23 protein-coding genes, 1 tRNA gene and 1 riboswitch are annotated in these 26,057 nt (G+C 66.2%); of the genes, 11 read left to right on the plus strand and 13 right to left on the minus strand.

The genetic code is table 11. From position 1 onward, the window contains the following. Positions 1–21: 21 nt before the first annotated feature. Positions 22–103, minus strand: a riboswitch (ZMP/ZTP riboswitch). Between the two features lie 59 nt (positions 104–162). Continuing rightward, positions 163–1,881 (minus strand): heparinase II/III family protein, encoded by a 1,719-nt coding sequence (locus tag I6F37_RS26620; RefSeq protein ID WP_036002964.1) that lies wholly within the window; start codon positions 1,879–1,881, stop codon positions 163–165. 157 nt (positions 1,882–2,038) lie between these two features. Continuing rightward, positions 2,039–3,385: an RsmB/NOP family class I SAM-dependent RNA methyltransferase gene (locus I6F37_RS26625; protein WP_036024242.1), complete on the minus strand. Its 1,347-nt coding sequence runs from the start codon at positions 3,383–3,385 to the stop codon at positions 2,039–2,041. Between the two features lie 189 nt (positions 3,386–3,574). Between I6F37_RS26625 and I6F37_RS26630 the strand changes: the two genes are divergently transcribed. Next, positions 3,575–3,784 (plus strand): DUF1674 domain-containing protein, encoded by a 210-nt coding sequence (locus I6F37_RS26630; protein WP_036024240.1) that lies wholly within the window; start codon positions 3,575–3,577, stop codon positions 3,782–3,784. Between the two features lie 49 nt (positions 3,785–3,833). Here I6F37_RS26630 and cysN read toward each other — a convergent pair whose 3' ends face one another. The 4 genes from cysN to I6F37_RS26650 all read right to left on the minus strand — a co-directional run bounded on the left by cysN (position 3,834) and on the right by I6F37_RS26650 (position 9,590). Further along, positions 3,834–5,729, minus strand: coding sequence for a sulfate adenylyltransferase subunit CysN (gene cysN / locus I6F37_RS26635; protein WP_225153146.1), 1,896 nt, complete (start codon positions 5,727–5,729; stop codon positions 3,834–3,836). Next, positions 5,729–6,691, minus strand: a complete 963-nt coding sequence (cysD, locus tag I6F37_RS26640; RefSeq protein WP_036024260.1) for a sulfate adenylyltransferase subunit CysD — start codon at positions 6,689–6,691, stop codon at positions 5,729–5,731. The genes cysN and cysD overlap by 1 nt, the downstream gene beginning before the upstream one ends. A 5-nt stretch (positions 6,692–6,696) precedes the next feature. After that, positions 6,697–7,716 (minus strand): sulfotransferase family protein, encoded by a 1,020-nt coding sequence (locus tag I6F37_RS26645; protein ID WP_225144191.1) that lies wholly within the window; start codon positions 7,714–7,716, stop codon positions 6,697–6,699. Between the two features lie 155 nt (positions 7,717–7,871). After that, on the minus strand, positions 7,872–9,590 hold the full coding sequence (locus I6F37_RS26650; RefSeq protein ID WP_225153148.1) for a methyl-accepting chemotaxis protein: 1,719 nt from the start codon (positions 9,588–9,590) through the stop codon (positions 7,872–7,874). Between the two features lie 202 nt (positions 9,591–9,792). Here I6F37_RS26650 and I6F37_RS26655 point away from each other — a divergent pair, with 202 nt between their 5' ends. After that, on the plus strand, positions 9,793–10,377 hold the full coding sequence (locus tag I6F37_RS26655; protein WP_225153150.1) for a thermonuclease family protein: 585 nt from the start codon (positions 9,793–9,795) through the stop codon (positions 10,375–10,377). 53 nt (positions 10,378–10,430) lie between these two features. Here I6F37_RS26655 and I6F37_RS26660 read toward each other — a convergent pair whose 3' ends face one another. Together I6F37_RS26660 and acs are read right to left on the minus strand one after the other, a co-directional pair. Further along, positions 10,431–10,946, minus strand: a complete 516-nt coding sequence (locus I6F37_RS26660) for a L,D-transpeptidase (protein WP_036024233.1) — start codon at positions 10,944–10,946, stop codon at positions 10,431–10,433. A 436-nt stretch (positions 10,947–11,382) separates the two neighbouring features. After that, on the minus strand, positions 11,383–13,329 hold the full coding sequence (gene acs, locus I6F37_RS26665) for an acetate--CoA ligase (protein WP_036002939.1): 1,947 nt from the start codon (positions 13,327–13,329) through the stop codon (positions 11,383–11,385). 392 nt (positions 13,330–13,721) lie between these two features. On the opposite strand from acs, the gene I6F37_RS26670 reads away from it, so the two are divergent. Continuing rightward, complete coding sequence (locus I6F37_RS26670; RefSeq protein WP_225113174.1) at positions 13,722–14,891, plus strand: DNA topoisomerase IB; 1,170 nt, start codon at positions 13,722–13,724, stop codon at positions 14,889–14,891. Between the two features lie 37 nt (positions 14,892–14,928). On the opposite strand, the gene I6F37_RS26675 is transcribed toward I6F37_RS26670, so the two are convergent. After that, positions 14,929–15,384 carry an SRPBCC domain-containing protein gene (locus I6F37_RS26675; RefSeq protein ID WP_225113175.1) on the minus strand — a complete coding sequence of 152 codons (456 nt, stop codon included), beginning with the start codon at positions 15,382–15,384 and terminating at the stop codon, positions 14,929–14,931. A 101-nt stretch (positions 15,385–15,485) separates the two neighbouring features. On the opposite strand from I6F37_RS26675, the gene I6F37_RS26680 reads away from it, so the two are divergent. After that, the gene (locus tag I6F37_RS26680) at positions 15,486–16,580 is read left to right on the plus strand and encodes an adenylate/guanylate cyclase domain-containing protein (protein WP_225113201.1); all 1,095 of its coding nucleotides are present in this window, start codon (positions 15,486–15,488) and stop codon (positions 16,578–16,580) included. Positions 16,581–16,672: 92 nt separating this feature from the next. Here I6F37_RS26680 and I6F37_RS26685 read toward each other — a convergent pair whose 3' ends face one another. Genes I6F37_RS26685 through tsaD form a run of 3 tightly spaced genes read right to left on the minus strand, consistent with a single transcriptional unit; the run spans position 16,673 to position 19,139 of the window. Further along, positions 16,673–17,086, minus strand: a complete 414-nt coding sequence (locus I6F37_RS26685; RefSeq protein ID WP_225113176.1) for an EVE domain-containing protein — start codon at positions 17,084–17,086, stop codon at positions 16,673–16,675. A gap of 2 nt (positions 17,087–17,088) precedes the next feature. Beyond that, positions 17,089–18,069 carry an NAD(P)H-dependent glycerol-3-phosphate dehydrogenase gene (locus I6F37_RS26690; protein WP_225113177.1) on the minus strand — a complete coding sequence of 327 codons (981 nt, stop codon included), beginning with the start codon at positions 18,067–18,069 and terminating at the stop codon, positions 17,089–17,091. A gap of 2 nt (positions 18,070–18,071) precedes the next feature. Next, entirely contained in the window at positions 18,072–19,139 is a 1,068-nt protein-coding gene (gene tsaD, locus I6F37_RS26695; protein WP_193375182.1) for a tRNA (adenosine(37)-N6)-threonylcarbamoyltransferase complex transferase subunit TsaD, read from the minus strand. A 157-nt stretch (positions 19,140–19,296) separates the two neighbouring features. Here tsaD and I6F37_RS26700 point away from each other — a divergent pair, with 157 nt between their 5' ends. The 5 genes from I6F37_RS26700 (at position 19,297) to I6F37_RS26720 (ending at position 23,874) form a co-directional block, all read left to right on the plus strand. After that, complete coding sequence (locus I6F37_RS26700; RefSeq protein WP_225113178.1) at positions 19,297–20,043, plus strand: uroporphyrinogen-III synthase; 747 nt, start codon at positions 19,297–19,299, stop codon at positions 20,041–20,043. A 64-nt stretch (positions 20,044–20,107) separates the two neighbouring features. Next, the gene (locus I6F37_RS26705; protein ID WP_036002917.1) at positions 20,108–21,328 is read left to right on the plus strand and encodes a COG4223 family protein; all 1,221 of its coding nucleotides are present in this window, start codon (positions 20,108–20,110) and stop codon (positions 21,326–21,328) included. 35 nt (positions 21,329–21,363) lie between these two features. Then, positions 21,364–23,163, plus strand: a complete 1,800-nt coding sequence (locus I6F37_RS26710) for a heme biosynthesis protein HemY (RefSeq protein ID WP_225113179.1) — start codon at positions 21,364–21,366, stop codon at positions 23,161–23,163. Positions 23,164–23,262: 99 nt separating this feature from the next. Beyond that, a tRNA-Thr gene (locus tag I6F37_RS26715) sits at positions 23,263–23,338 on the plus strand. Between the two features lie 143 nt (positions 23,339–23,481). Continuing rightward, on the plus strand, positions 23,482–23,874 hold the full coding sequence (locus I6F37_RS26720; protein WP_036002911.1) for a hypothetical protein: 393 nt from the start codon (positions 23,482–23,484) through the stop codon (positions 23,872–23,874). 132 nt (positions 23,875–24,006) lie between these two features. Here the strand turns inward: I6F37_RS26720 and I6F37_RS26725 are convergent, their stop codons facing one another. Next, positions 24,007–25,062, minus strand: coding sequence for a polysaccharide deacetylase family protein (locus I6F37_RS26725; protein ID WP_225113180.1), 1,056 nt, complete (start codon positions 25,060–25,062; stop codon positions 24,007–24,009). A 252-nt stretch (positions 25,063–25,314) separates the two neighbouring features. On the opposite strand from I6F37_RS26725, the gene I6F37_RS26730 reads away from it, so the two are divergent. Continuing rightward, the gene (locus I6F37_RS26730) at positions 25,315–25,608 is read left to right on the plus strand and encodes a hypothetical protein (protein WP_036038816.1); all 294 of its coding nucleotides are present in this window, start codon (positions 25,315–25,317) and stop codon (positions 25,606–25,608) included. 152 nt (positions 25,609–25,760) lie between these two features. Further along, positions 25,761–25,976 (plus strand): hypothetical protein, encoded by a 216-nt coding sequence (locus I6F37_RS26735; RefSeq protein WP_036002903.1) that lies wholly within the window; start codon positions 25,761–25,763, stop codon positions 25,974–25,976. Positions 25,977–26,057 lie beyond the last annotated feature (81 nt).

A 26,057-nucleotide genomic window follows, 5' to 3' on the forward strand; every position in this document is an offset into this window, starting at 1 on the left:
CAAGATCCTCTGTTCAGGGAGTGTCTATGCCCAGGCGCGCGGCTTATATGTCCCGCGCTTCCCGATGGTGCTCCATCCAAGGTCGCCAGTCGCGCGAGCGAGCGCTCGATAGCAGCTTTTGGCGTCGCTCTCAACGGGTAGATAGGGCCCGATCGCGCCTGTTTACAACGGAAGTTCCGGCTCGCGCCGGGCGTTGCGGCGGGCATTGGTCACTGCGGGCGAGGCGGTGGAGCGGACAAAGCTCCAGCGGATCGAGGGGGCCTGGCGGGCGTTCTGACGGATCACGATCTGGGCGGTGCGGCGCGGGCCGTCATTGCCGGCCAGGAATACGCTGTCCTCGAGATCGACCTTGTCGTCCAATGCCTCGAAGGTCCAGACGTCGCGGTTCGGCAGCACCAGCATGACGCCGCGCGCATCCGACAGCCGGCTTGCCTTCACTGCGGGATGCAGATGGAAGCGCAGCGCGAAATCGGCATCGGCGCCCTTGAAGCGTCCGCCCTGCGGCGGCGACAGCGCGTCCTCGCCGTCGATGCGCGCGCCGTCATTGGCGATCATCAGCACGCGGCGGTGGATCGCGCCGAACTTGGCGAGATAGCCGTCATGCGAGGTCGTGAGCAGCGTGCCGTTCTGCACGACCTCGCGATAGCTCTCGACCTCGACCGGGCCGCTGGTGACGGGCGCGCCGTGCAGGAGCCGCTTCATCGCCGACATCTCGACGAACTGGCATGACGACGACTCGTGATAGGTCAGCGTCGAATGCGCCGCCGTGCTGCGCGCGAACGGCCGCCAATTGTCGCGGCCGGTGGTCGGCATGCCGCAATTGGTGACGATGCGGCTGATGCCGGACGACAATTCGAACGAGAGGCAGCCGGCATGGGCGTCGTGACTGACGCCGGCCGGCGGCGGCGGGCCGGTGTCGATGATCACAGTGGTCTGGCCGGCATCGAGGCGCTGAAAGCCGGTATGCGGCATGTTCGCCATCGGTGCGCCGTGGGTGTCGTCATAGGCAAGCAGCGTGGCGAGCAGGTCGGATGAGGTCGCGCTCATGCCGTTGAACAGGGCGAAATTGCCGTCGCCGTGCCGGAAGAAGCGCAGCATCGGCATCATGCGGTCGATCGCATTGAGCAGGGCCGGCGGCGGCGCGATATTGCGCGCGGCAAAAGTCTGCCGCAGCGGCAAGAGGTCGATCAGGAGCTCGATCAGCGCGCCCGGATTGCGCGAGATGTGGCCGCCATCGGGCAGGATCTGCCGCTGCAATTCGTCGGACAGCTTCTTGGAGGCGCTGCGGATGTGACGCGTCTGGTTGGCGAGGCACAGGGACGCATAGCACAGCGCGATCAGCACCTGCAGCTTCGGCACCCCGTCCGGAATGTCGACCATGGTGTAGCGCAGGAAGCGGATCTCGCGCGCCAGCGCCCGCAAGTAACGGCGGTAGAACTTGTTGTCGGTCTCGCTCAGCACCAGCGGCGCCTGCGAGAGCAGCGAAATCACGCGCCTCGCCAGTACGTCGGCGCGGCGCGCGACGGGGCGGCGCTTGTTGGCGGGATTCGAGATCCAGTCCTCGATCAGCGCGCGCGCATTCGCCCGCGTCAGCGCCGTATCGGCGGCGCGCAAGTGCCGCAGCCAGCCGAAGCCGAGCAGCGCAACCTCCCAATCCTCCGACGGCGGCTCGAGGTCGAAGATCGAGCGGCCATGGCAATTGACGATCTTGCCGGCGAAGACGAAGCGACCGGCATAGATCTCGGCAGCGCGAGTCGCATCCGCGGTCCGCAGGTCATGCGGCGCGATGATCAGCCGGTCGGTGCGGCCGGGCCAGACCCGCGACAGCACAACGGAACCGCCGCTCGCGCGCGCGAGCATGTTCCGCGCGAAGCGGTTCATGACCAGCGTCGAGATACGTCTGCGTTGAGCGACCGACACGCCTTGCCTTGATGGGGGAGAGGATCAGTGACGAATCCTTATTAATCCCAAAATCGGACGTCTAACACCACCTTGAACGGCGCGAATCAGCGCCGCGGTCGCAAAATCCAGTGCAAAATCAGGATTTAACGAGCCGAGCCGCAAAAAATCCGTCGAGCCCGCCGAGCCTGGGATCGGCGTTCGGCAGATGGCAGGGCAGGGTGCGCAGGTCGCCGTCCCGGTTGAGGATTTCGTCGAGGCCCGCAACCTCCGATGCCATGATCGGAGCGCGGCGAAGCGCGGGCTCGGCGGCGAGCAGTGCCGCCACCGCCTGCTCGCCCTCCTCGGGTTCCAGCGAACAGGTGCAATAGACCAGCGTCCCGCCCGGCTTGAGCAGCGACACCGATTTGCGCAGCAGCCGCTGCTGGAGCGCGGCCAAGGTAGCGATGTCGGAGTCCTGCCGCAGCCATGCGACGTCGGGATGCCGGCGGATCGTGCCGGTGGAGGTGCAGGGAGCATCAATCAGAATACCGTCGAACGCCTCCGCCGGGCCGGCCCATTCCACGGCGTCAGCGACGACGGTCTCGGCTTGCAGCGACAGCCGCGCCAGGTTTTCGCGCAAACGCGCCACCCGCGCCGGCGAGCGGTCGATCGCCGTGACCTGCGCGCCCGAGAGCACCAGCTGCGCGGTCTTGCCGCCAGGGGCGGCGCAGAGATCGGCAATGGACTTGCCTTTGACATCGCCGAACAGCCGGGCGGGCAACGCGGCGGCGGCGTCCTGTACCCACCATTGTCCTTCGGCGAAGCCGGGCAGCATGGTTACCGCACCATGCAGCAGCATCCGCACCGTTCCCGTCGGCAGCATCTCACCATGCAGGCGGCTTGCCCATTGGGCGGGATCCGATTTCACCGTGAGATCGAGCGAGGGCTCGTGGCCGAGCGCCGATGCCATGTCTCGTGCGGTCGCCTCGCCATAATGAGCGCTCCAGCGCGCGAGCAGCCATGGCGGCAGATCCAGCGATTGCGTCGCGACCTCCTCGACCAGCGCCTTGCCCTCGCGCGCACAGCGGCGCAGCACGGCGTTGACGAGCCCGGCATAGCGCGCGGCGCGGCGGTCGGATTGCACGAGGCGGACGGAGAGATCGACCGCGGCGTGATCCGGCACGTCCATCCAGAGGATCTGGGCGGCGCCGATCAAAAGTGCGCTCTGCGCTCGTGGCGCGTCGGAGGGAACGCCCTTGTCGAGCAGGCGGGACAGCACATGGCCGAGCGTGCCGAGCCGGCGCAGCACCGTGGCGACCAGGCGCCGCATCAGCGCGCGGTCGCGGTCGGCCAGCGTCTTCAGTCCGGGATGGGCACCGCCGCCGTCGAGCTGGTCGTCGAGCGTGCGGTGCTTGTGCAGCACGCCGTCGACGATGTCGGCGGCAATCCGTCGCGCCGCAAGGCCGGGCACTTCGGACGGAGGGACGAAACGTTGAGATGGCATGCGGAAGCAAGGTTCTGAACGAGCGGCAGTTCCGCCGCGATGGGCGCATGCCTTGAGAAGGCGATCTCTGACACGCGAATATGCCAAATGTAAGAATCGCTTGCGGGTTTTTTCAGCGCTCCGAACCGATTTCAGGAATGCGTTATTGGGCATCGCGTTGTGCCCGGTCCTGCGCTAGAAAGCGCAGCGATGAGTGACCCCGTTCCCGATCGCAAGCCGCTGTCGCCGGCCGCCCAGCGCGCGCTGGCCGAGGCCGAGGCGCGCCGGCAGGCTGCGGCCGCCAAGGCCAAGGATGAGGCCAAGAACAAGACCAAGGCGAAGGAGCTGCAGGGGCCGAAGGGGCCCGAGCCCACCCGCTACGGCGATTGGGAGCGCAAGGGCATCGCTTCCGACTTCTGAGCTTGCAGTCGGAGCGGCTGGATAACGCCGGCAGATCTCGTCCCGGTCGTCACAGGTAGTTGTGCGCTCGCAAGTAGCGGATGATGCGTTCGCAGGCCGCCTCGCTCGACAGCTCCGAGGTGTCGATGGTGATGTCGGGCGCCAGCGGCGCTTCGTAGGGGGCATCGATGCCGGTGAATGCCGGCAGCTGGCCCGACCTAGCCTTGCGATAGAGCCCCTTGGGATCGCGGCGCTCGCATTCGGCAAGCGGCGTCGCGACATGGATCTCGATGAACTCGCCCGCTTCGAGCCGCTGGCGCGCCAGCTGGCGCTCGCTGCGGAACGGCGAGATCAGCGCCACCAGCGCGATCAAGCCGGCCTCGACGAACAGCCCCGCGATCTCCGCGACGCGCCGGACATTCTCCGTTCTCTCCGCGTTGGAAAAGCCGAGGTCGCGGTTGATGCCGTGACGAAGATTGTCGCCGTCGAGCAACGCGGCATGGCGCCCGAGCTCGGCGAGCCGGCTGTCGACGAGATTGGCGATGGTCGATTTGCCGGCCCCGCTCAGCCCCGTGAACCAGAGCACGCAGGGCCGTTGCTGCTTCAGCCGGGCTCGCACGGATTTGTCGACCGCAAGCCGCTGCCAATGAACGTTGGTGGCGCGGCGGAGCGACATGTCGATCATTCCCGCCGCGGCAGTGCGATGGCTGATCGGGTCGATCAGGATGAAACTGCCCATATCGCGGTTGTCGCGATAGGCCTCGAACACCAGCGGGCGGTCGAGATCGAGATGGACATAGCCGATCTCATTGACGTCGAGCGTGGCGGCGCTTTCCCGCGCCATGGTGTCGATGGCGATCCGGTGCTTGAGTTCCGTGATCACCGCGCCGGTCGAGGCGGTACCGCACCGGAGCAAATAGCGCCGGCCGGCGACCATGGCCTCGCCATCGAACCAGACGAGATGGGCCGCGAGCTGATCCGACACCGGCGCTGCAGATCCGGCGGTCAGCACGTCGCCGCGGCTGACGTCGATCTCATCGGCGAGCGTTAGGGTGATGGACTCGCCCGACCTTGCGTGATTGCGCTCGCCGGCGGGCGTGAGAATGCGCGCGATGCGGGTCTGGTGTCCCGACGGTTGCGCGCGAACGGCATCGCCCACCGAGATCGTTCCGCTCGTGATCCGTCCGCAGAAGCCGCGAAAATCCGCATGCGGCCGGCTCACCCATTGCACCGGCAGCCGGAACGGCTGCTGCGAGGTGTCCCCGGCCACGTCTACGGATTCCAGATAGGCCGTAACGGTCGGTCCCTCGTACCAGGGCGTGCGCGTGCTCGCGGCGACGATATTGTCGCCGTCGGGCGCCACGACCGGGATGCACTGGACCTGGGAGATCCCGAGCTGACCGGCCAGAGTCAGGTATTCGGCGGTGATGGAAGCGAAGCGATCGCCGTCAAATCCGATCAGGTCCATCTTGTTCACGGCGAGCACGACGTGGCGGACGCCGAGCAGCGACAGGATGTGGCTGTGACGCCGCGTCTGCGTGATAACGCCCTTGCGCGCGTCGACCAGCACCACGGCGAGATCAGCATTGGAGGCACCGGTCGCCATGTTGCGCGTATATTGCGCATGTCCCGGCGTGTCGGCGACGATGAAGCGGCGCAGCTTCGTGGCGAAGAAGCGGTAGGCCACGTCGATGGTGATGCCCTGCTCGCGCTCGGCCTGCAACCCGTCGACCAGCAGCGCGAAGTCGAGGTCGCCGCCGGTGGTGCCGGCGGTCCTGCTCTCCGAGGCGAGCGCGTCGAGCTGGTCGTCGAGCAGCGTCTTCGAATCGTAGAGCAGCCGACCGACCAGCGTGCTCTTGCCGTCGTCGACGCTGCCGCAGGTGACGAAACGCAACGTCGGGCGATCGTCTTGCTCGAGCTGCGGCGCATCGGCGGCGGCGATCGCCGGTGCCTCGTGATAGGACATCAGAAATAACCTTCCGCCTTCTTGCGCTCCATCGATGCGGGACTGTCCCGGTCGATCATGCGTCCCTGTCGTTCGGAGGTGCGCGACGCCATCATCTCCTGCACGATCTCGGGCAGGGTTGCCGCCGTCGAGCTCGTTGCACCGGTGAGGGGATAGCAGCCGAGGGTGCGAAACCTGACGGAGCGCGATTGCGGCTCCTCGCCGGGCTGCAGCGGCATCCGGTCGTCGTCCACCATGATCAATGCTCCGTCGCGCTCGACCACGGGGCGCGACGCTGCGAGATAGAGCGGAACGATCGGGATGTCCTCGAGCAGGATGTAGTCCCACACGTCGATCTCGGTCCAGTTCGACAGCGGAAACACACGCATGCTCTCGCCGGGCGCGAGCCTCGTGTTGTACAAGCCCCACAGCTCCGGCCGCTGGTTCTTCGGATCCCAGCGATGCGCAGCGCTGCGGTGTGAGAACACGCGCTCCTTGGCGCGCGACTTCTCCTCGTCGCGCCGCGCGCCTCCGATCGCGGCGTCGAAGCCGTGGAAGTCCAGCGCCTGTCGCAGCGCTTGCGTCTTCATGACGTCGGTGTAGCGGGCCGAGCCGTGGGTGAAAGGGTCGATGCCCTGGCTCAATCCGTCATTGTTGGTATGGACGATCAGGTCGAGGCCGAGCTCGCGCGCGCGTCGGTCCCGAAACGCGATCATCTCGCGAAACTTCCAGGTCGTATCGACATGCAGCAGCGGAAACGGCGGCTTGCCGGGATCGAAGGCCTTCATCGCCAGATGCAGCAGCACCGAGGAATCCTTCCCGATGGAATACAGCATGACCGGCTTGCGGAACTCGGCCGCCGTCTCTCGCAGGATGTGGATGCTTTCCGCCTCCAGACGGCGGAGGTGGCTGGCGACGTGACGCTGCTTGCCGCCAGCACCTTCACGGAGTGCGGAATCGGCTCCGGTGGGAACGTCCAGCATGACCATCACGCAGCCGCAGCAAACCAGTCGCCGAACAGACGTTGCGACAGTGCCGCATTCAGGCCGAGATCGCGAACACAGGCGGCGACCGCGACGCGATAGGCATCATTGACCCCGCAGCGCTCCAGAGCCTCGCGTTGCGCTTCGCTCAGAGAGGCCGTCGCACGGCGCTGGTAGCGATAGGCACTGTCGGAGGTGTGCAAATTGGGCACCTTGTAGATCGTCGCTTCGCTCGGGAAGATGACGCGCGCATTGTTCGCGTGCGAGTCTCCCGGCTCACGCCAGGACGTCACGGCATTCTCGTTGAAGCTGCCCGAAAGGCCGATCCGTTCGAACAGGACACGAACCGAGGACACGGCCTCCTTGCTCACCTCGTAGACGTAGTGAGTGACGGCAACGCCCTGTCGCTGGGCGTAGCTTGCGACTTGAGCCGCGCTGAGCGCGGCGACGACATAGTGCCGCAGCAATACATCTTCAGGCGCGCGCGAGATCAGCTTGTCGAGCCACGATGCCAGTGAACTCGCCGGCTCACGGTCGAGCATGATGAGATGCAGCCGGTGCCGCGGATAGCCCGCCTCGATCAGCAGCTTGAGCGGATTGAACAGGCTCTCGGCGAGCACGTAGGGCCCGATCGTTTCCTTGCTGAAGATGTGCGGCTCGTCGTCTGCCGACGGCACGGCCCACGGCGCCGGCCTCTTGCCGACGAGCGCATCGCGCAGCATGGCCTTCAAAGGCTGATAGTAGGAAGGCATCCCGGTCATGCCGAACAGATTGCTCAGGGCCGTCGATCCGACGCGCGCCTTGCCGCATGCAAAATAGAGCATGGGAAAGTCTTGCGGCGAGCGATGCCGGAAGCCGTCCGCCAGGCACTCCGTCACCTCGCGCATCAGTGTTTCGAGCGCGACGGTCCTGGTTTGGAACCCCTCCACCGGCGGAAGCAGCGTGGTGTCGAGAGAACTATCTTGCCGACGAACGAGCTCGGCGATTCGCTCGAGCGAATCGGGGGACGACGCATCGATATTCATGGCGGGGGACTCGCTGAACAGGTTCCGCAAGCGAGTTGCTTGCGGCTCAATGTTCAACCTAGTGTTGATTACGACCCCGGTCAAACCCGGGAAATCCCGGGGGCTTCATGAATGTCCGGCGAGCACGGCAATCGTGCTCGCCGCTCCGTTGCGCATTACGCGGCGCGCACGGTGCTGAGGAACTTCTCGACCTCGGTCTTCAGGAGGCTGCTTTCGCTCGACAGCGAACGCGCCGACGCCAACACCTGTCCCGACGCCGCGCCGGTCGCGCTCGCGCCATGGCTGACCTGGGCGATCTTGTCTGCGACTTCGACCGTTCCCTTGGCGGCTTCGCTGACGTTTCGCGCAATCTCGGCCGTCGCTGCGCCCTGCTGTTCGATCGTCGCGGCAATGGTCGTGGAAATATCGGAGATGCGGCCGATGGTCGTTCCGATTTCCTTGATCGCTCCGACGGAGTCCTGCGTTGCCGATTGCATGCCGGCGATCTGCGCGCTGATTTCCTCGGTCGCTCGCGCGGTTTGCGCCGCGAGCGCCTTGACCTCGCTCGCCACGACCGCAAAGCCGCGGCCTGACTCGCCGGCGCGCGCCGCCTCGATCGTTGCGTTTAGCGCCAGGAGGTTGGTCTGTTCGGCGATCGCCGTGATCAATTTGACGACGTCGCCGATGCGGCCCGCCGCCTTGAGCAGCTCGTTGATCCGGGCATCGGTGCGCTCGGCCTGCTTGACCGCATCGCCGGCGATACGGCTGGAATCGTGCACCTGACGGCCGATCTCGACGACCGACGTGCTCATTTCCTCGGCCGCGGACGCCACGGCCCCGACATTGGTCGAGGCTTCCTCCGAGGCGGCGGCGACCATTCCGGAGAGCTGCTGGGTTTGTTCGGCCGTACCCGACAACGTGCCGGCCGCGGATTCGAGCTCCTGGGATGCGGTTGACACCGAGTTGATGATGCCGCCGACCGCAGTTTCGAACGCGTTGGCAAGCCGCGTCATCTCCTGCTTGCGCTGAGCGGCCGCAGCGGCTTGATGGTTCTTCTGCTCGGCTTCCATCTGCTCGATGCGGATCAGATTGTCCTTGAAGGTCTGTGCCGCGCGGGCGTTGTCGCCGACCTCGTCGCCACGGCGGGTGTAGGGAATTTCGATCGCCTTGTTGCCTCCGGCGAGCTGCAGGAGCACATCGCCGATGCGACGGATCGGACGGGCGACGTTCGAGACGGAAAAGACCGCGGAGCCGACCAACGTCAGGACGACGAATAGGCCGACGATCAAAGCGAAATTGGCGACGCGGTCCAACTCGGCCAGCATCTCGCCCTTGCGGCGCGCGGCGAATTCGTTGGCGACGCCGACGAGATCGTCGATGCGCTTGCTGACTTCCTGCGCTGCCGGACGCATATGCTCTGCGAGAATACTTGCCTTGGCCGACTCTGCTGCAAGCTTGGCGTCACCCGCGGGGGCGGCGATGACCGCCTTTTGCGCCGCGGCGAGCTCGACGCCGCTGGCCAGATACGCATCGACGAACTTCTTGGCCTCGCGGTAAGCGTCCTGTGTGACCTTGCGGGTCGCCCGCTCTCTCGCGGCATCGATTTCGGTGCCGGCTTCGCCGGCCCGGGTACGGAGAAGCTCGAGGAGCCTGTCGACCTCTCCGGCTGACGGTGCCGAGCCGAGTTCGAGAGCGGCGAGCTGCGCGCGTGCCATCGCCGTCTGAGCCGCCTGCGCATTGCCCTTGTTGAGATAGTTGATCGTGACGAGGCGATTGGATTCGGCAATGGAGCGGTTGCCGAGCATCTGATTGGTCAGCATGCCGCCGACCAGCACGACGCTCACGCCCGTCACGATGCCGAGCTTTGTTCCAATGCGAAACCTGAATGACCTCACGGCAATCTCCCCTCGGTTTGTCGTATAACAGCTATTCGCAACCAATGATTGAGATTTGGAAAATATTCGCGGATCCCCAGTAGAACTACGGCTAACCTCTTTGACAGACGGAACTTTCGTGCATGGCCTCCGGCGCATTCGGCGTCGTTTGTGGACACGCTCGTGCTTGTGAGTTCCCCCGACTCAGACATAGCGTGAGTTGATGCGTTTCCAGGATCGCCCCAATTCCTACCGGCCGCAGTTCAGCGGCTCGCCGTTCGGCCGCCGCCTCTCCGGCCTATTGCCCTGGATGTTCGTGGTGGGCATCGCGCTGGCCGTCGTGCTCACATTCCGTCATGGAACGCACTGGCTTGTTCGCGATACCGATCGCAATGGAGATGCCGAGATCGTTCTTCAGCAGACCGGCCACGCGGATGTGCGTCCGGTCGAATTCATCCGCGCGATCGATGGCGACACTTTTCTCGCCCGTGTTCGTCTGCACGAGGGACGCGATCCCGTGGTCCGCATTCGGCTGCGCGGCATCGATGCGCCCGAACTGAAAGCATCCTGCCAGGAGGAGCTGGACAAGGCCGAAGCTGCGGCCCGTGCCTTGCGCGATCTACTCGGCCAGGGCGGCGTGACCATCACCAATCTCGCTCCCGACAAATACGGCCGAGTCCTCGCCGACGTCGCGACCCTGCGGACTGCGAACGTCTCGGCGGCACTGCTCGCCGGCGGCTTCGTGCGCAGCTACAATGGCGGCCATCGCGACGGCTGGTGCGCGCGCGGCTGGCGGTTCTGGCAATAAAAAGGCCGCGTCGAAGACGCGGCCTTTCATTTCATCTCGGCTGATTCAGGCGATCAGCGCGTCACGACCACCGTCGTGCCGACGGAGACGCGGCCGTAGAGATCGGTGATGTCGTCGTTGAGCATGCGGATGCAGCCATAGGAGACGAAGCCGCCGATCGAGCCCGGCACGTTGGTGCCGTGGATCGCATATTCGCCGCCGGCGAGCGTCATCGCCGCAACGCCCATCGGGTTGCGCGGCGAGCCGCCCGGAATGACGTCGGGGATACCAGGCTTGTCGCGCTTCACCTCAGCGGGCGGCGCCCAGGCCGGATTGAGATATTTGCCGTCGATCTTCGTGGTGCCGGCCCACTGCTTGCCGGCCTTGCCGACGCCGACCGGATAGCGCACGGCCTGGCCGTTCCCGAGGATGAGATAAAGCCGCCGCTCGCTGGTTTTGACCACGATGGTGCCCGGCGAATAGTCGGCCAAGTGCGCCCCCACCATTTCGGGCCGCGCCTGCGCCGCCGTCGACGTCAAGGCCCCAGCCGCGATGGTGGCGGCCAGCGCCACCGCAATCCTCATCGACATCGATGCTTCCCCTTGCCCAAAACGGATCGTCCAAAATGACGCAGAACCGGCAATCGTCGCCGCACCAAGCCCTCGTCGATGCTCATTCTTAACCGCGCCCGTTAACCCAATGGTTTCCAGCCGCGGCTGCCGAGGGCCGGCCAGCAGGGGGAACAAAGAAAATGTTCGAAATAAAGTAAATGACCTGAAAACAACACTGGGCGGGAAAGATGCAGGCGCGCTGCCGCGCCCGCTGACAACAGCGTGAGGGTGTGAATGGCCGTTGGTTGAGAGGGCGCGCTGACGCGAAAACTAATCGCGTGTCCCGGATGCGCTGCAGCGTGAAACGCTGCTGCGCAGAGTCCAGGAAGCTACACGTTCTGACGTTTAGATGGGCCCCGGCTCAGCAGCGCACCGCTGAAGGAGCGCTGCGCTGCGTCCGGGGCACGAACTCGCCTTACGCCGACTTCTTGTTCTGCCGGTTCTTGACGAGATCATCGACAACGGCGGGATCGGCGAGCGTCGAGGTGTCGCCGAGGCTGCCCGGCTCGTCCTCGGCGATCTTGCGCAGGATGCGGCGCATGATCTTGCCGGAGCGGGTCTTGGGCAGGCCCGGGGCGAACTGGATCTGGTCGGGCGAGGCGATCGGGCCGATCTCCTTGCGCACCCAGGTCACGAGCTCCTTGCGCAACTCGTCGCTCGGCTGCACGCCGGCCATCAGGGTGACATAGGCGTAGATGCCCTGACCCTTGATGTCGTGCGGGAAGCCGACGACGGCGGCTTCCGATACCTTCTCATGCGCGACCAGCGCGCTCTCGACTTCGGCGGTGCCCATGCGGTGGCCGGAGACGTTGATGACGTCGTCGACGCGGCCGGTGATCCAGTAATAGCCGTCGGCGTCGCGGCGGCAGCCGTCGCCGGTGAAGTATTTGCCCTTGTAGGTCGAGAAGTAAGTTTGTTCGAAGCGGGCGTGGTCGCCGTAGACCGTGCGCATCTGGCCGGGCCAGGACCGCGTCAGGCAGAGATTGCCTGATGTTTCGCCTTCCAGCACCTTGCCGTCGGCATCGACGATCTCAGGCACCACGCCGAAGAACGGTTGCGTCGCCGAGCCGGGCTTCAGCTTGGTCGCGCCCGGCAGCGGCGTGATCAGGATGCCGCCGGTCTCGGTCTGCCACCACGTGTCGACGATCGGGCAGCGGTCGTCGCCGACGACGCGGTGATACCACTCCCAGGCTTCGGGATTGATGGGCTCGCCGACCGAGCCGAGCAGGCGGAGCGAGGCGCGCGAGGTCTTCTTCACCGGTTCGTCGCCGGACTGCATCAGCGCGCGGATTGCGGTCGGCGCGGTGTAGAAGATGTTGACTTTGTGCTTGTCGATGACGTTCCAGAACCGCGAATTATCCGGATAATTGGGCACGCCCTCGAACATCAGCGTGGTCGCGCCGTTGGCGAGCGGCCCATAGAGGATGTAGCTGTGGCCGGTGACCCAGCCGACGTCGGCGGTGCACCAGTAGATGTCGCCGTCGTGATAGTCGAAGACGCATTGATGCGTCATCGAGGCGAACACGAGATAGCCGCCGGAGGTGTGCAGCACGCCCTTGGGCTGGCCGGTCGAGCCCGACGTGTAGAGGATGAACAGCGGATCCTCGGCGTGCATGTGCTCGACCGGGCATTCTGTGGTCACCATCGCCGCGGCCTCGTGGTACCAGAGGTCGCGCGTGGGGTTCATGTCGACCTTGGCGCCGGTGCGCTTGACCACGACGACCCAGTCGACGCCGTCGGCCTTGCTAAGCGCCGCATCGACATTGGCCTTCAGCGGCACCTTCTTGCCGCCGCGTAGGCCTTCGTCCGCGGTGATGATCACCTTGGATTGGCAGTCGTTGATGCGTTGGGCGAGGCTGTCAGGTGAGAAGCCCGCGAACACCACGGAGTGGATCGCGCCGATCCGCGCGCAGGCCAGCATTGCATAGGCGGCCTCGGGAATCATCGGCAGGTAGATGGTGACGCGGTCGCCCTTCCCGACGTTGCGGGTGCGCAGGATGTTGGCCATCCGGCAGACCTCGTCATGCAGCTCTTTGTAGGTGATGTGCTTGGACTGCGAGGGATCGTCGCCCTCCCAGATGATCGCGGTCTGGTTGGCGCGTTTGGCGAGATGCCGGTCGATGCAATTGTAGGCGACGTTCAGGATGCCGTCCTCGAACCATTTGATCGAGATGTTGCCCGGCGCGAACGAGACGTTCTCGATTTTCGTCGGCGCCTTCATCCAGTCGATGCGCTTGGCCTGCTCCGCCCAGAAACCGTTCGGGTCCGAGATCGAGCGGGCGTACATCTCCTTGTACTTGGCCTGGTCGATCCAGGCGCGCTTCGCCCACTCCGCGGGGATATCGTAGATCTTCTCGGACATGCTTCCCTCCACATGCGGCAAGCTAAGGCAATGCCGACAGCATCATTTGATGGATTATGCGTCGGGCTAACCGGACCCGACAAGGAGCACAAGCTGGACCTTCGACGGGCAGCCGGCCATGCGGAGAATCAAGCTCCGGAAGGCCCGCTGTCGCAAATCTGAAACAGGGCCGACGAGCACTTTCCGGCTCTTCACCCAAACCGCCAGAACAGAGACCGCAGAGCCCCCATGCGGCGAGGAGAGGTATTTAGTAACCTCTTCTCACTGATTCGGGACTCGCAATCGTGTTCGGAACACCCTAAATGGCCAACCCGGGTCCAAAGAGACCCCTTGGAACAAAAATCACAACAGCGGCATTGATCGACAACAGGACAGGGCTAAGGCGTAAGACCATGATGGATCAGCAGAATCTCGGGACGATACGGCCCGCTTCAGCCGATCCTGCAGCCATTGCCCTAGCCAAGGCCCTCGGACAATGGCCGAAACCGACCGGTTTCAGGCGCCCGAGCCCCAAGAAGACCTACGACGCGGCGCCTGCGGCGACGGTCGAGGCCCTCGCCAAGGAGCTCGGCTTGCGGCTCGGCGACCAGAACGAGCTGACCATCCGTCGTATCAGGCGCGGCAAGGGCTATTCCTTCGTCCGCCCCAACGGTGCGCATATCCGCGACGCCCGCACCATCCGGCGGCTGCATTCCATGGCGGTGCCGCCGGCCTATCGCGAGGTGCGCTACTCCGCCGACCCGAACTCGCATCTGCAGGCCGTCGGCCGCGATGCCGCGGGCCGGCTGCAATACCGCTATCACGCCGACTGGGAGAAGGTCCGCGAGCAGCGCAAGGCGCATCGCCTGGCAAAGCTCGTCGGCGCGCTGCCGAAAATCCGGCGCAAGGTCTCGGCGTTCCTGTCAGGGGACGAGCCGACGCGCGAGTTCGCGCTCTCGGCCGTGATCGAGCTGATCGCGCGCACCGCGATCCGCCCCGGCAATGAATCCTACGCCCGCCTCAACGGCACCCGCGGCGCGACCACGCTGCTGAAGTCCAACGTCACGCTGGAAGACGATTGTTTCGTGCTGACCTTCAAGGCCAAGGGCGGTAAGGCGGTGCGCAAGGAGTGCGACGCCGCCAAGCTGGTGCGCGCCATCGGCATTTTGCAGAGCGTTCCCGGCAAGCGCATGTTCCAGTATCGCGATGCCTCCGGCATCGTGCGCGCGGTCAATACCACCCAGGTGAACGCGTTTCTGCGCGAGATCGCCGGCATCAAGATTTCGCTGAAGGATTTCCGCACGCTGATGGCGTCCGCCGTCGTGGTGGAATCGCTGTCGCGGATCACGCCGGCGAGCAGCCAGCGCGGCCGCAAGAAGCAGGTGCTGGATGCGATCCGCGCCGCCGCCGACCAGCTCTCCAACACGCCGGCGATCTGCCGCAAGAGCTACGTCCACGACACCATCGTCACCGCCTTCGAGGAGGGCATCCTCGAGCGCTTCGCCGCGACCATGACGGGTCAGCGCTCGCAGGCCAGGCGCGAGCAGCTGCTGGCGCAGGTGGTGGCAACCGCGGCGGTGTAACGACACGGCCGTAGCAACCTGATAGTTGCTACAAGAGCTACGTCCTGGCCGAGACACCCTTGTCAGGACCGGGATCGCCGCCTGCGGCTGCGATCGTGAGCCGCTTAAGGTAGTGCGCCCAACCCGTTGCATGAGCGGCCGCCTGCGCTTCGTTCGGCAGGCCGCTTTGGGTCATGCGCAGCAGCGTGCCGCCGTCCTGCTCGATCAGGTCGATCTCGATCAGGCTCGAGCCGGGCGGCACTTCCTGACCACCCTCCCAGCCGAACGTATAGGCCAGACGATGCACCGGCACGACCTCGCGGAACGCGCCGCGGGCGGCGGCGCCGTCCGGGCTGACGCCCTTGAGCAGGTAGAGCCCGCCGGGATAAGGCTCCGTGGTTGCGTCGGAGCCCATCCAGCTCAGGATCTTTTCGGGGTCGGTGAGGTAGGCGAAGACAGTGGCGCGCGGGGCCGCGATCTGGGTCTCGCGTCGCACTATGAAGGGTTCGGGCATCGGCAATCATCCCTGGTCTGACGATGGGACATGGCGGCGGCCCTGTGCTCCGTCAAGGATTGCCCGTGGCAAAGACGGCCCTGTTTCGCCATGATCGCCGGATGCAGCTCTCCCCGACCCTCGCCTGGCTCCTCGACGCGGCCTCGGATTGTCGCGGGGCCGACCACCTGCTCGCGGAGCTCGGCGCGCATCTGGCCGCCGATGGCGTGCCGCTCGCGGCAGGCGCCCTGACGCTGGAGGTGCCGCATCCGCTGATCGCGAAGCGGACCTGGCTGTGGCGTGCCGACAGCGGCCAGGTGATCGAAGCGCTCGGCTTCGCGCCGGGCGGCCTCGCGCCCGATCCACCCGACGACGCCGGCCGCCGCTGGCTGCGCGATATCGCCGGCGGCGAGGTGCATGAAGATGTCGCCGGACGGTCCGATGGGCCGCTGCTCGGCTGGATCGGACCGCGTCCGTTCACGGCGGATCAGATCGAGCAATTGCGTCTAGCCGCGCGTTTCGCCGCAACGCCGCTGGCCCTCCTCGCCGCGCGCGCCACCTTGCGGGCGACGCTCGATGCTTACCTCGGCACGCGCAGCGCGGAGCGGGTACTGGCGGCGCCTCTGCGCCGCGATCTCGGCGAGACCATCCAGGCCGCACTGCTCTATGCGGATTTGCGCAATTTCACGACCCTGTCGGAGACGACACCGCCGGCCGAGGTCATTGCGGCGCTCGATGCCTGGTTCGATCGCATCGCCGGCGCGGTTCACGCCTTCGGCGGCGAGGTGCTGAAATTCATCGGCGACGGCGTGCTCGCGATCTTTCCGGTGCTCGAGGCGTCCCCGCGCCGCGCCTGTGACGCTGCTTTGCGCGCGGCAAGCGCAGCCGAAGCCGGGATGGCGTATCTCAACAAGGAGCGCCGCGCGCAAGGGCTGCCGCCTTTGTCGTTTGGCGCCGCGCTCCATCTCGGCGAGATGCTCTGGGGCAATATCGGCGCCGCGAACCGGCTCGACTTCACCGCGATCGGCCCCGCCGTCAACCTCGCCAGCCGTCTGGAGGGATTGTGCAAGCCGCTGGGCCGGACGGTGCTGGTGTCGGGCGCGCTCGCCGCCGAGACGGAGATGCCGCTGGTTGCGCTTGGGACGCATGAGCTGCGCGGCATTGCCGCGCCGTGCGAGGTGTTTGCGCTGGAGGAGTCGCAAGCCCGGATATCGTAGCCCGGATGGAGCGAAGCGTAATCCGGGATCGGGCTTCAATCGAGACTTTCCCGGATTGCGCTGCGCTCCATCCGGGCTACGAAACGACGTAACTACATCCCGCCCATCTTGCAGACTAGCTTCCACTCCTCTGCCGTCACCGGCTGCACGGAGAGGCGCGAATATTTCACCAGCGCCATATCCGCGAGCTTCTTCTCCGCCTTGATCGCGGCCATCGTCACCGGCGTCTTCAGGGGCTTGTCGGCCTTGATGTCGACGCAGACGAATTTGCCGGTCTTGTCGGTTGGATCGGGATAGGCCTCCTTGATGATCTCGGCGATGCCGACGATCTCCTTGCCCTCGTTGGAATGATAGAAGAACGCCTTGTCGCCCTTCTTCATGTTCACGAGGTTCTGACGGGCGGTGAAATTGCGCACGCCGGTCCAGGCCTCGCCCTTGGCGCCCTTCGCAACCTGCTGGTCCCAGGACCACACCGACGGTTCGGATTTCACGAGCCAGTACGCCATGCTTATTCCTCTGCCTTGAAGGGGCGCGTCATCAGCGCCGAGATCGCGGCATCGATCGTGCTTCGGCCGCTCAGGATCGATGCGACCGCCTCAGATACCGGCAACTCGATGTTTTGCGAAGCGGCGAGCTCGATCAGCACGGGGGCGGTGAACTCGCCCTCGGCGAGCTTGCCGGCGGGAGGCTGCTCGCCGCGGCCGAGCGCGAGGCCGAGCGCGAAGTTGCGCGATTGCGGGCTCGAGCAGGTCAGAATGAGATCACCGAGGCCCGACAGGCCGGTGAGCGTCTCGCTGCGTGCGCCGAGCGCACGGCCGAGGCGCGTCAGCTCGGCAAAGCCGCGGGTCGTGAGCGCCGCCTGCGCGGAGGCGCCGAGCTTGCGCCCGACCGCAATGCCGACCGCGATCGCCAGCACATTCTTGGCGGCGCCGCCGATCTCGACGCCGCGAATGTCGGTGGAGTGATAGGGGCGGAATGTCCGCGAGCCCAGCGCCTGCACCAGGCTGCTGGCGAGCGCCTCATCGCTTGCCGCCAGGGTCACTGCCGTCGGCAGGCCGCGTGCGACGTCGTCGGCAAAGCTCGGCCCCGACAGGATCGCCGGCTGCGCGTGCGGCGCGGCCTCGGCGATCACGTCGGTCATGAACTTATGGGTGCCGTGCTCGATACCCTTGGCGCAGGCGACGATCGGCACCGCCTTCGTGATGTGCGAGGCCAGCATGTTGACCGCACCGCGCAAATGTTGCGCCGGCGTCGCAATCAGCAGCATGTCGGCACGCGCGGCGAGCGCCAGATCGCTCGTCACGACGAGCTCAGGCACGATCCGAATCCCGGGCAGCCGCGGATTGTCGCGCGTCGATGCGATCCGCGCGGCGTGCTCGGCATTGCGTGCCCACAGCGTCACGTTTCGCCCTGCTCGCGCCGCCACCGTCGCCAGCGCCGTACCCCAGGCGCCCGCGCCGATCACTGCGACGGATTGGAACGCGGTCATCCCTAGAATCCCGCCCGAGTCTTGCCGTAGCCCGCGGGCGCGGTCGCGTTGGCATCGAGCAGCCAGCGTGCGCGCGGCTGCGCGTCCATCGTGTCGGTCAGGCCAAGCGCCAGGCGCTCGGCGCCGGCCCAGGCGATCATGGCGCCGTTGTCGGTGCACAGCGCGGGCGGTGGCATGATCAGCTGCGTCCCGGCCTGCTTCGCGACATCGTCAAGCGCGCCGCGGATCGCCTGATTGGCGGCAACGCCGCCGGCGGCGACCAGCGCGCGCGGTGCGCCGAACTGCTCGCGGAAAAGCTTCAGGCCGACGCTCAGCCGGTCGGCCGTTGAATCGAGCACGGCGGCCTGGAAGCTCGCGCAGAGATCGCTGATGTCCTGCGGCATGAGCTCGGCCAGCCGGCTCGCTTCGGTGCGCACCGCCGTCTTCAGTCCCGACAGCGAGAAATTGGCATCGGGGCGCCCCTGCATCGGCCGGGGAAACGCAAAGCGCGTGGCATCGCCGCCTGCCGCCGCGCGCTCGACCTGCGGGCCGCCGGGATAGGGCAGGCCCAGCATCTTCGCGACCTTGTCGAAGGCCTCGCCGATGGCGTCGTCGACCGTGGTGCCGAGCCGCACATACTGACCGACACCGGTGACTGCGACGATCTGGGTATGGCCGCCGGAGGCGAGGAAGAGGCAATAGGGAAATTCGATGCCGTCGGTGAGACGCGGCGTCAGCGCATGCGCTTCGAGATGATTCACCGCGACCAGCGGCGTGTCGTGCACCATCGCGATCGCCTTCGCGGTGGTGAGTCCGACGATGACGCCGCCGATCAGCCCGGGCCCCGCGGCCGCCGCGACGCCGTCGAGCTGAGCATAATCGATGCCGGCCTCGTTCATGGCGCGGTCGATGATCCCATCGAGCACGTCGACATGCGCGCGCGCGGCGATCTCCGGCACCACGCCGCCGAAGCGGGCATGCTCCTCGATCTGCGACCGCACGATGTTGGACAGGATCTTGCCCTTGCCGTCGGCCGCGCGTTCGATCACGGCCGCGGCGGTCTCGTCGCAGGTGGTTTCGATGCCCAGCACCAGCATTGGCGAATTGTTATCCAATTTGCGCCCTTGCGCTCATCCATAAAGCAGAGTTCTGGTACGTCCGGTAGCATCCCGGGGTCGGCTTGCGCAATCGTCACGCGCAGCCGTTCTGGTCAATGCGTCACCGCCAAATGGTCCGGGAACAGCAGCGATGTCCATTCTTGTCACACGGCCGCATCCCGACAATGCGGCGACGGCGGACAATCTGCGCACGCGCGGGCATGCGGTACTGCTTGCGCCGGCGCTCAAGCTCGAGCCGGTCGCCTTCCAAGGCGAGAGCGAAGTTTCTTATGATGCCGTTCTCGTCACCTCGGCCAACGCGATTCGCGCCATAGCGCCGCAATTGCCGGATCTCGGTCTGCTGGTGCTGCCATTGTTCGCGGTCGGCGAACATACGGCTGCAGCGGCGCGAGAGGCTGGTTTTGCCGAGGTGATCGTCGCCGGGGGCGACGCCGCGTCCTTGCGCGACAAGGTGATGCAGAGCGCGCGCGACAAGGTGTTGAAGAAAAACAGCACGCTGCTGTATCTCGCCGGCGCGGATCTGTCGCGCGACCTCGGCGGCGAACTCGGGGCGGAAGGTTTCCGCGTGGTGACGCAGACGACCTACCGCATGGCGCCGGTGAAGCATCTGCCGCGCGAGGTGTGCGAGGGCTTTGCCGCCCACGGGATCGAGGCGGTGCTGCACTACTCCCGGCGCAGCGCACGTGCGTTCCTCGATGCGGCGCGGGACGAAGGTGTCGAAATTTCGGCGCTGGCGATCCCGCATTGCTGCCTGTCCGAGACCGTTGCGGGCGTGCTGCGCGATGCCGGCGCGTCACAGGTTCTGGTGGCCGCAACGCCGGACGAAACTGCCTTATTCGACACCTTGGAGCGTGCGTTGCGGACCCGTTTGGCGTAAAGGTCGGGCCGAATCCGACGCAATCTAATCCATCCCTGGTATGGAAGTGTGAGGAACCGTCACGATGGCCGACGACAAGCCTGAAGACGCTGGATTGGCGCCCGATCCGGGTCGTGCCAAGCGCACCCCGCCCACCATCGACCTCGAGGCGACGGAAGTCTCGACCCAGCCGCAGCAGGTCGCGGGCGAGCCCGAGGCATCCGAGCATGTCGCGCAGGAGCAGGCCAGGGTGGAAGAGCCCGGCTCGGAACAGGTCAAGGCCGAGCCTCAGTCCGAATCTGCAGAGCAGCAGGCCTCCGCGGCGGTGCCTGTATCGGCGCCGATTTCGCCCTGGGTCATCGCGCCGTTCTCCGGCGTTGCCGCGGCTGCGGTCGTGATCGCAGTCGGCTGGATGCTGGGCTGGCCCGCGGTGCAGGCCCCGCCGGCCGCGCCGCAGGTCACAAGTGCGACCGTCGATGCGCTGAGCGGACGCGTTGCTGCGGTCGAAGCCAGGGCCGCGAGGCCGGCGGCCGATCCGGCCCAAGTCGCGCGGATCGACGCGTTGGAGAAAGCGGCGAGCGCACTGCGCGGCGACATCGCCAATTTGCGCGCACAGTTCGATAAGACGGCGAGCGCGCTGAACGATGCGAAATCCGCGCCGCCGAGTGCCGCGCCCGATCTTGCCGCGCTCACCGACCGCATCGCCCAGCTCGAGCGCGCGAGCAAGACCGAGCGGGCCGAGCTTGCGCAGCAGGGCGAGAAGATCGCCGAGGCCAAGACGATGGACGACAAGCCGCTCCGCTATGTGGTGGCGGCGTCCCTGCTCGACGTTGCCGTTCGCCACGGCGATCCCTATCAATCGCAATTGGCCGCGGCGCGGTCGCTGGCGACCAAGCCCGACATGCTCAAACCGCTCGAGGCGTTTGCATCGTCCGGCATCCCGACATCGGCGGCGCTGAGCCGCGAGCTCCTCAATATCGTGCCGAAGCTGTCGCCGCCGGCTGAAGCTCCGTCGAGCGAAGCCGGCATTGTCGAGCGTCTCCAGGCGGGTGCGTCAAAGCTCGTGCGGATCGAGCGCACCGATGGCGTCGGCAACGATCGCGGCGCCATCGTGACGCGCGTCACGGCGGCGGCGCTCCGTAGCGATTTCGCCGAAGCGCGGCGCGAGCTGAAGACGCTGCCCGAGGCTGATCGTGCTCCGGCGCAGGCCTGGCTCGACAAAGCCGACGCCCGCGACGCCGCGCTCGCCGCGTCCCGCAAATTCGCCGACGATGCCATGGCGGATCTCGCCAAATCTACTCAATAAGATTCGCGCAACAATCGGCGCGTATAGGGATCGCCATGCTTCGCATCGTCCTCTTTCTCGTCTTGATCGCACTGGCGGCGGCCGGCGCGGCCTGGGTCGCCGACCAGTCCGGCGATCTCGTCCTGACCGCGGGCAGCTTCCGCATCTCGACGACGCTGCCGAGGTTCGTGTTCTTGCTCGGCCTCTTCGCCGCTTCCGTCGTGCTGGTCTGGAGCATCCTGACGATGATCTGGCGCATGCCGGGGCGCTTGCGCCGACGCCGTCATGACAAGCGCCATGCCCGCGGCCGTCACGCCATCACCCATGGCCTGCTCGCGATCGGCCACGGCGATTCCGCGCTCGCGCGCCGGCACGCCGAGGCGGCGCGGCGGCATGCGCCGAACGATCCGCTCGCACTGCTTTTGCACGCGCAGTCGGCGCAGCTCGAAGGCAATCGCGACGAGGCGCAACGCGTCTTCCGCGCCATGGCCGAACGCGAGGACACGCGGCTGCTCGGCCTGCGCGGTCTCTTCATCGAGGCGCAGCGCGCCGATGATGCGGTCGGCGCCGTGATGATTGCGGAGGAAGCGATCAAGCTGTCGCCGTCCGCGACCTGGGCCTCGCACGCGGTGCTCGGCTTCCGCTGCGCGCGCGGCGACTGGAGCGGCGCGCTCGCGATCCTCGATTCGAATCTGTCCGCGGGCCTGATCGACAAGCAGACCTATCGCCGGCAGCGCGGTGTGCTGCTCGCCGCGCGTGCGCTGGAGCTGGAAACGATGGACCGCGACGTCGCGCGCGAGAGCGTGCTGGAGGCGGTCAAGCTCGCGCCGACCCTGGTGCCGGCGGCCGTGCTCGCGGCAAAATTCGAGAGCGAGGCGCATCAGGTGCGCCGCGCCATGAAGCTGGTGGAAGCCGCCTGGCTCTCCAATCCGCATCCCGATCTCGCGGACGCCTATGCGCATGTGAAGCTCGGCGATTCCGCATGGCACCGCTTGCAGCGGGTAGAAACTCTCGCCGCGAAGACCCCCGCCGACAAGCCCGGTTATGTCGAAGGGCAGCTCGCGATCGCGCGTGCTGCGATCGAGGCCTCCGAGTTCGCCCGCGCGCGCGAGGTGCTCGCGCCTTATCTCAAGGATCCGACCCAGCGCGTCGCGCTGCTGATGGCCGAGATCGAGCGCACAGAGCATGGTGACGGCGGCCGCGCCCGCGCCTGGACCTTGCGCGCGGTGCGCGCCCGGCTCGATCCCGCCTGGACCGCGGACGGCTATGTCAGCGACCGCTGGCGTCCGGTCTCCCCGGTCACCGGCCGCCTCGATGCGTTCCAGTGGCAGGCGCCGGTCGCGAGTCTGCCCTCGGACAAGGGCCCCACGCTCGAATCCTCGGCCTTCGAGGAAGCCATGCTGGCCGCTCCGCCGCCGAAGCGGGTGACCGCCGCTCCCAGCGAAGCCGCGGTGGAACCGCCGGAGGTGGCCCCGCTGCCGGCACCGGCCGCGCAGGACAATTCACCCCCTCAGGCCAAGGACGCCGCGAAGGAGGCTACCAAGGAAGTGGCCAAGGAGACTGGGGAGCAAACTGCGAAGGTCGACGAGCCGGTCGTCACGCCCGCCGAGCCGGCGAATCCGGCTCCGGCGCCCGCCGAATCATCGCCGCCGGCGCCGACGCCGGTCTTCCGGACCCGGGCCGACCTCAGCAAGCCCGCATCGGCGCCGACCCAGACCGTCATCCCGATCGTCCGCGCACCGGACGATCCCGGGATCGACGACGACGGCCCAAGCGACGAATTTACGGAACAAATCGGCACGCCCAAAGCCCAGGCGGGCGGCTGGCGCGGATTCTGGTCCCGCTGGGGCGCGTGAGCGGTATTTCGCCTCCCGCTTGTCCTTGCCAATTCGGGCCATGCCCGATATCAGGGGCGCACGTATCGGGGCCGGCATTGCTTTGGTCCCGGCAGGTTCGCCGCAATAGCTCAGTCGGTAGAGCACGTCATTCGTAATGACGGGGTCGGGGGTTCGAATCCCTCTTGCGGCACCAGCGCCCCGGTTCATCCGACCTCAAGCGCTCCGATGACCAGGCATCAGCCTGCATCAGGGCTCGCTCGGCTGCGTGATCGCGATCACATAATCGCAGACATGGCTCCCCTAACGTCCTGTCACGCCAACACGGGGAGACTTCACATGCGCAAGATCATTCTGATTGCCGCCATGCTGCTGGCTTCTGCCTCCGCCCAGGCAGGCGGCTCCCGCGGTCTGTCGCTGGCGGCGGCAGGCGAACAGACCTCCACTCCGCAAACCACGACATCGGCGAGCACCGTGACGGCGCAGGTGAGCGAAGCCGCGCCGGCCACCGAGGTTCAGAAATATCATGATCGTCCGCCGGCGGTGTCGCTCTCCGCGCCGACAGTGGCGACCACTCCGACCGTCACCACACCGGCGACGGCCTCCGTGCCGGTCACGACGACCAAGCCCGCGGCCAAGACCACGGCAAAGGCGGACAAGCCGAAGCCCAAGCGCAGCTGGACCGAGCGCCGCATCATCAGCGAGCTGCATCGACACGGCATCTATTGGTGAGGCGCCGACCTGTACCCGGATCTCGCCGTCATGCCCGGGCTTGACCCGGGCATCCACGTCTTCGCGCCTGATCCTAAAACGTGGATGGCCGGGACAAGCCCGGCCATGACGCAAGAGTTTTGGATTTGGCGCTTACTGCGAGACCGTTTGCACGACGCTCGCGATCGGGCGCGTGTTCGTGCCCGCGGTCGGCACCTTCATGTCCTTCATCAGCGCCTCGTCATATTCCGGCAGCGTCTGGAGGCTCGTCTTGGCCTTCATCTGCACGACCTTGTAACCGCCGGCCTTCAGCCGCGCGAGCAGCGTCGGCAGGGCGAGGCCCGTGTTCTTCTGGAAGTCGTGCATCAGGATGATGCCCTTGCCGAGCTTGTCCAGCCTCGTCATCACGGTCTCGACGATCTTCTCCGGCGTCGCGCCCTTCCTGAAGTCGAAGGAGTCGATTTCGGTCGAGAACATCGCGACGTTGCGGGTGCCGAAATAGCTCACCATCGCGGGATTGTGCTGAAGCTGCGGAAAGCGGAAGAACGGCGCCGGGTTGGTGCCGAGCGCGAATTTCACTGCGCTGAAGCCCTTCTCAACCTCGTCCTTGACCTGCTGCTCGGTCAACTTCTTGCTGTTCAGATTGACATGCGACCAGGTGTGCGTGCCCACCGTGTGGCCCTGGGCCAGCACCTGCTTCAGGATCTCCGGATGGTAGGTCGCGTGCTTGCCGACCGAGAAGAACAGGCCCTTGGTGCATTCGTCCGCGAGCGCCTTCAGCACCGTGGGCGTGTTGACCGGCCACGGACCGTCGTCGAAGGTCAGCACGACCTCCTTCTCGGTCAGAAAGTCGAACTGCTTGAAATGCTCGAAGCCGAAGCCGGGGCCGCCCGTCGTGTCGATCTCGACGACGCGGGACACACCCAGCGCGTTCGGATTGGCGCAGGCCTGCTTCGACTGCATCGGCATGACCGGCACGGGGGCAGGTGCTGGAGCTGCTGCGGCCGGCTTGGCCGCGACGGCCGCGGTGGTCTCGACGTCGTCCTTGGCGGCGAGCTTCGCCTGTGCCGGCAATGGGTCGGCGGCACGGGCGGCAACTGTCTTGGGAGCGCCCTGGTCGGCGCGCGCGGAATAATAAAACCAACCGCCGGCGGCGATCACGACCGCCGCAACTACACTGGCCAGCATCAGGCCCAACGCATTACGCATCGTTACTCTTTCCAATTACGCAACCAAACCGGCGGAATTTCCCGCGCGACGAGCCATTAATGCGAAGTAAGAGTTAACGTGACACCAACACGACAGCGGTTGCGAAGGAATTTCAGTGGGCTGCGTCTGAGTGACTGAGATCACAGAGGACGGGTCTCCCGTGAGCGTCATCACAGTGGAAACGGTTTTGCCGGAGCATCGTAGCTCCCATCGACAACGGGCCCGCTGAGGCGGCGCCAACGGGAGCTTCAAATGACCAAGTCGTTTACCGGCAAGATCCGCGACACCAGCCTGGCCCTGGGCTTTGCCGCCATCGTCTCGATCGCTTCGACGGGCGCGAGCTTCGCCTTCTCGGCCGAGGCGCAGCAGATGTGCACGGGCGATGCCTTCCGTCTCTGCTCGGCCGAGATCCCCAATATCCCGAAGATCACCGCGTGCATGATCAAGCATCGCTCGGACCTCAGCGCCGGATGCCGCGCGGTGATGGACAAGACCCTCGCCAAGGGCGCCTCGCGCAAGGTCGCTGACGCTCAGGACACACAGTAACCAAGACGCTGCAGCTCCCCTCGTCATGCCCCCCGGCATGTAGCCGGGGTGATGCGGCGGCGCCCTGCAGCTAGTCAACAAAGCCGTTGCAGGTGCGGGATCGTCGCACTAGCTTCGCCCGCACGTCTTTCCGGGTAAGAGGCAATTGCGCGATGACCAGACTGCTTTTCGTTATTTCCTTGCTCCTGTGCGCATCGAGCGCCTCCGCGCAACAGCAGCCCGGCCATGATGCCTGCGCGCGCGACGTCACGCGCTTCTGCCGTCCCGTAATGGACAATGGCGACGGTGCCGTGCTGGCCTGCCTGAAGCAGAACCGCACCAAGCTGAGCAAGGCCTGCGACAAGGTGCTGACCCAGCACGGGCAGTGATCGTCATTCCGGGGCGCGCGAAGCGCGAACCCGGAATCCATCGCGCGACCAACTCCTGCGATAAATGGATTCCGGGTTCGC

Origin of the sequence: Bradyrhizobium sp. NBAIM08 (assembly GCF_020193935.1) — a bacterium.
GTDB classification, from domain to species: domain Bacteria; phylum Pseudomonadota; class Alphaproteobacteria; order Rhizobiales; family Xanthobacteraceae; genus Bradyrhizobium; species Bradyrhizobium yuanmingense.

What these genes read in the sequence shown, in the direction of transcription:
- I6F37_RS26710 (WP_225113179.1), top strand. Translation starts at nt 21,364, where the DNA reads ATGCTTCGCATCGTCCTCTTTCTCGTCTTGATCGCACTGGCGGCGGCC.
- I6F37_RS26690 (WP_225113177.1), bottom strand. Translation starts at nt 18,069, where the DNA reads ATGACCGCGTTCCAATCCGTCGCAGTGATCGGCGCGGGCGCCTGGGGT.
- I6F37_RS26730 (WP_036038816.1), top strand. Translation starts at nt 25,315, where the DNA reads ATGACCAAGTCGTTTACCGGCAAGATCCGCGACACCAGCCTGGCCCTG.
- I6F37_RS26735 (WP_036002903.1), top strand. Translation starts at nt 25,761, where the DNA reads ATGACCAGACTGCTTTTCGTTATTTCCTTGCTCCTGTGCGCATCGAGC.
- cysN (WP_225153146.1), bottom strand. Translation starts at nt 5,729, where the DNA reads ATGTCCTATCACGAGGCACCGGCGATCGCCGCCGCCGATGCGCCGCAG.
- I6F37_RS26630 (WP_036024240.1), top strand. Translation starts at nt 3,575, where the DNA reads ATGAGTGACCCCGTTCCCGATCGCAAGCCGCTGTCGCCGGCCGCCCAG.
- I6F37_RS26725 (WP_225113180.1), bottom strand. Translation starts at nt 25,062, where the DNA reads ATGCGTAATGCGTTGGGCCTGATGCTGGCCAGTGTAGTTGCGGCGGTC.
- I6F37_RS26700 (WP_225113178.1), top strand. Translation starts at nt 19,297, where the DNA reads ATGTCCATTCTTGTCACACGGCCGCATCCCGACAATGCGGCGACGGCG.
- I6F37_RS26660 (WP_036024233.1), bottom strand. Translation starts at nt 10,946, where the DNA reads ATGTCGATGAGGATTGCGGTGGCGCTGGCCGCCACCATCGCGGCTGGG.
- I6F37_RS26720 (WP_036002911.1), top strand. Translation starts at nt 23,482, where the DNA reads ATGCGCAAGATCATTCTGATTGCCGCCATGCTGCTGGCTTCTGCCTCC.
- I6F37_RS26625 (WP_036024242.1), bottom strand. Translation starts at nt 3,385, where the DNA reads ATGCCATCTCAACGTTTCGTCCCTCCGTCCGAAGTGCCCGGCCTTGCG.
- I6F37_RS26675 (WP_225113175.1), bottom strand. Translation starts at nt 15,384, where the DNA reads ATGCCCGAACCCTTCATAGTGCGACGCGAGACCCAGATCGCGGCCCCG.
- cysD (WP_036024260.1), bottom strand. Translation starts at nt 6,691, where the DNA reads ATGCTGGACGTTCCCACCGGAGCCGATTCCGCACTCCGTGAAGGTGCT.
- I6F37_RS26620 (WP_036002964.1), bottom strand. Translation starts at nt 1,881, where the DNA reads ATGAACCGCTTCGCGCGGAACATGCTCGCGCGCGCGAGCGGCGGTTCC.
- I6F37_RS26705 (WP_036002917.1), top strand. Translation starts at nt 20,108, where the DNA reads ATGGCCGACGACAAGCCTGAAGACGCTGGATTGGCGCCCGATCCGGGT.
- acs (WP_036002939.1), bottom strand. Translation starts at nt 13,329, where the DNA reads ATGTCCGAGAAGATCTACGATATCCCCGCGGAGTGGGCGAAGCGCGCC.
- I6F37_RS26680 (WP_225113201.1), top strand. Translation starts at nt 15,486, where the DNA reads ATGCAGCTCTCCCCGACCCTCGCCTGGCTCCTCGACGCGGCCTCGGAT.
- I6F37_RS26685 (WP_225113176.1), bottom strand. Translation starts at nt 17,086, where the DNA reads ATGGCGTACTGGCTCGTGAAATCCGAACCGTCGGTGTGGTCCTGGGAC.
- I6F37_RS26670 (WP_225113174.1), top strand. Translation starts at nt 13,722, where the DNA reads ATGATGGATCAGCAGAATCTCGGGACGATACGGCCCGCTTCAGCCGAT.
- I6F37_RS26645 (WP_225144191.1), bottom strand. Translation starts at nt 7,716, where the DNA reads ATGAATATCGATGCGTCGTCCCCCGATTCGCTCGAGCGAATCGCCGAG.
- I6F37_RS26655 (WP_225153150.1), top strand. Translation starts at nt 9,793, where the DNA reads ATGCGTTTCCAGGATCGCCCCAATTCCTACCGGCCGCAGTTCAGCGGC.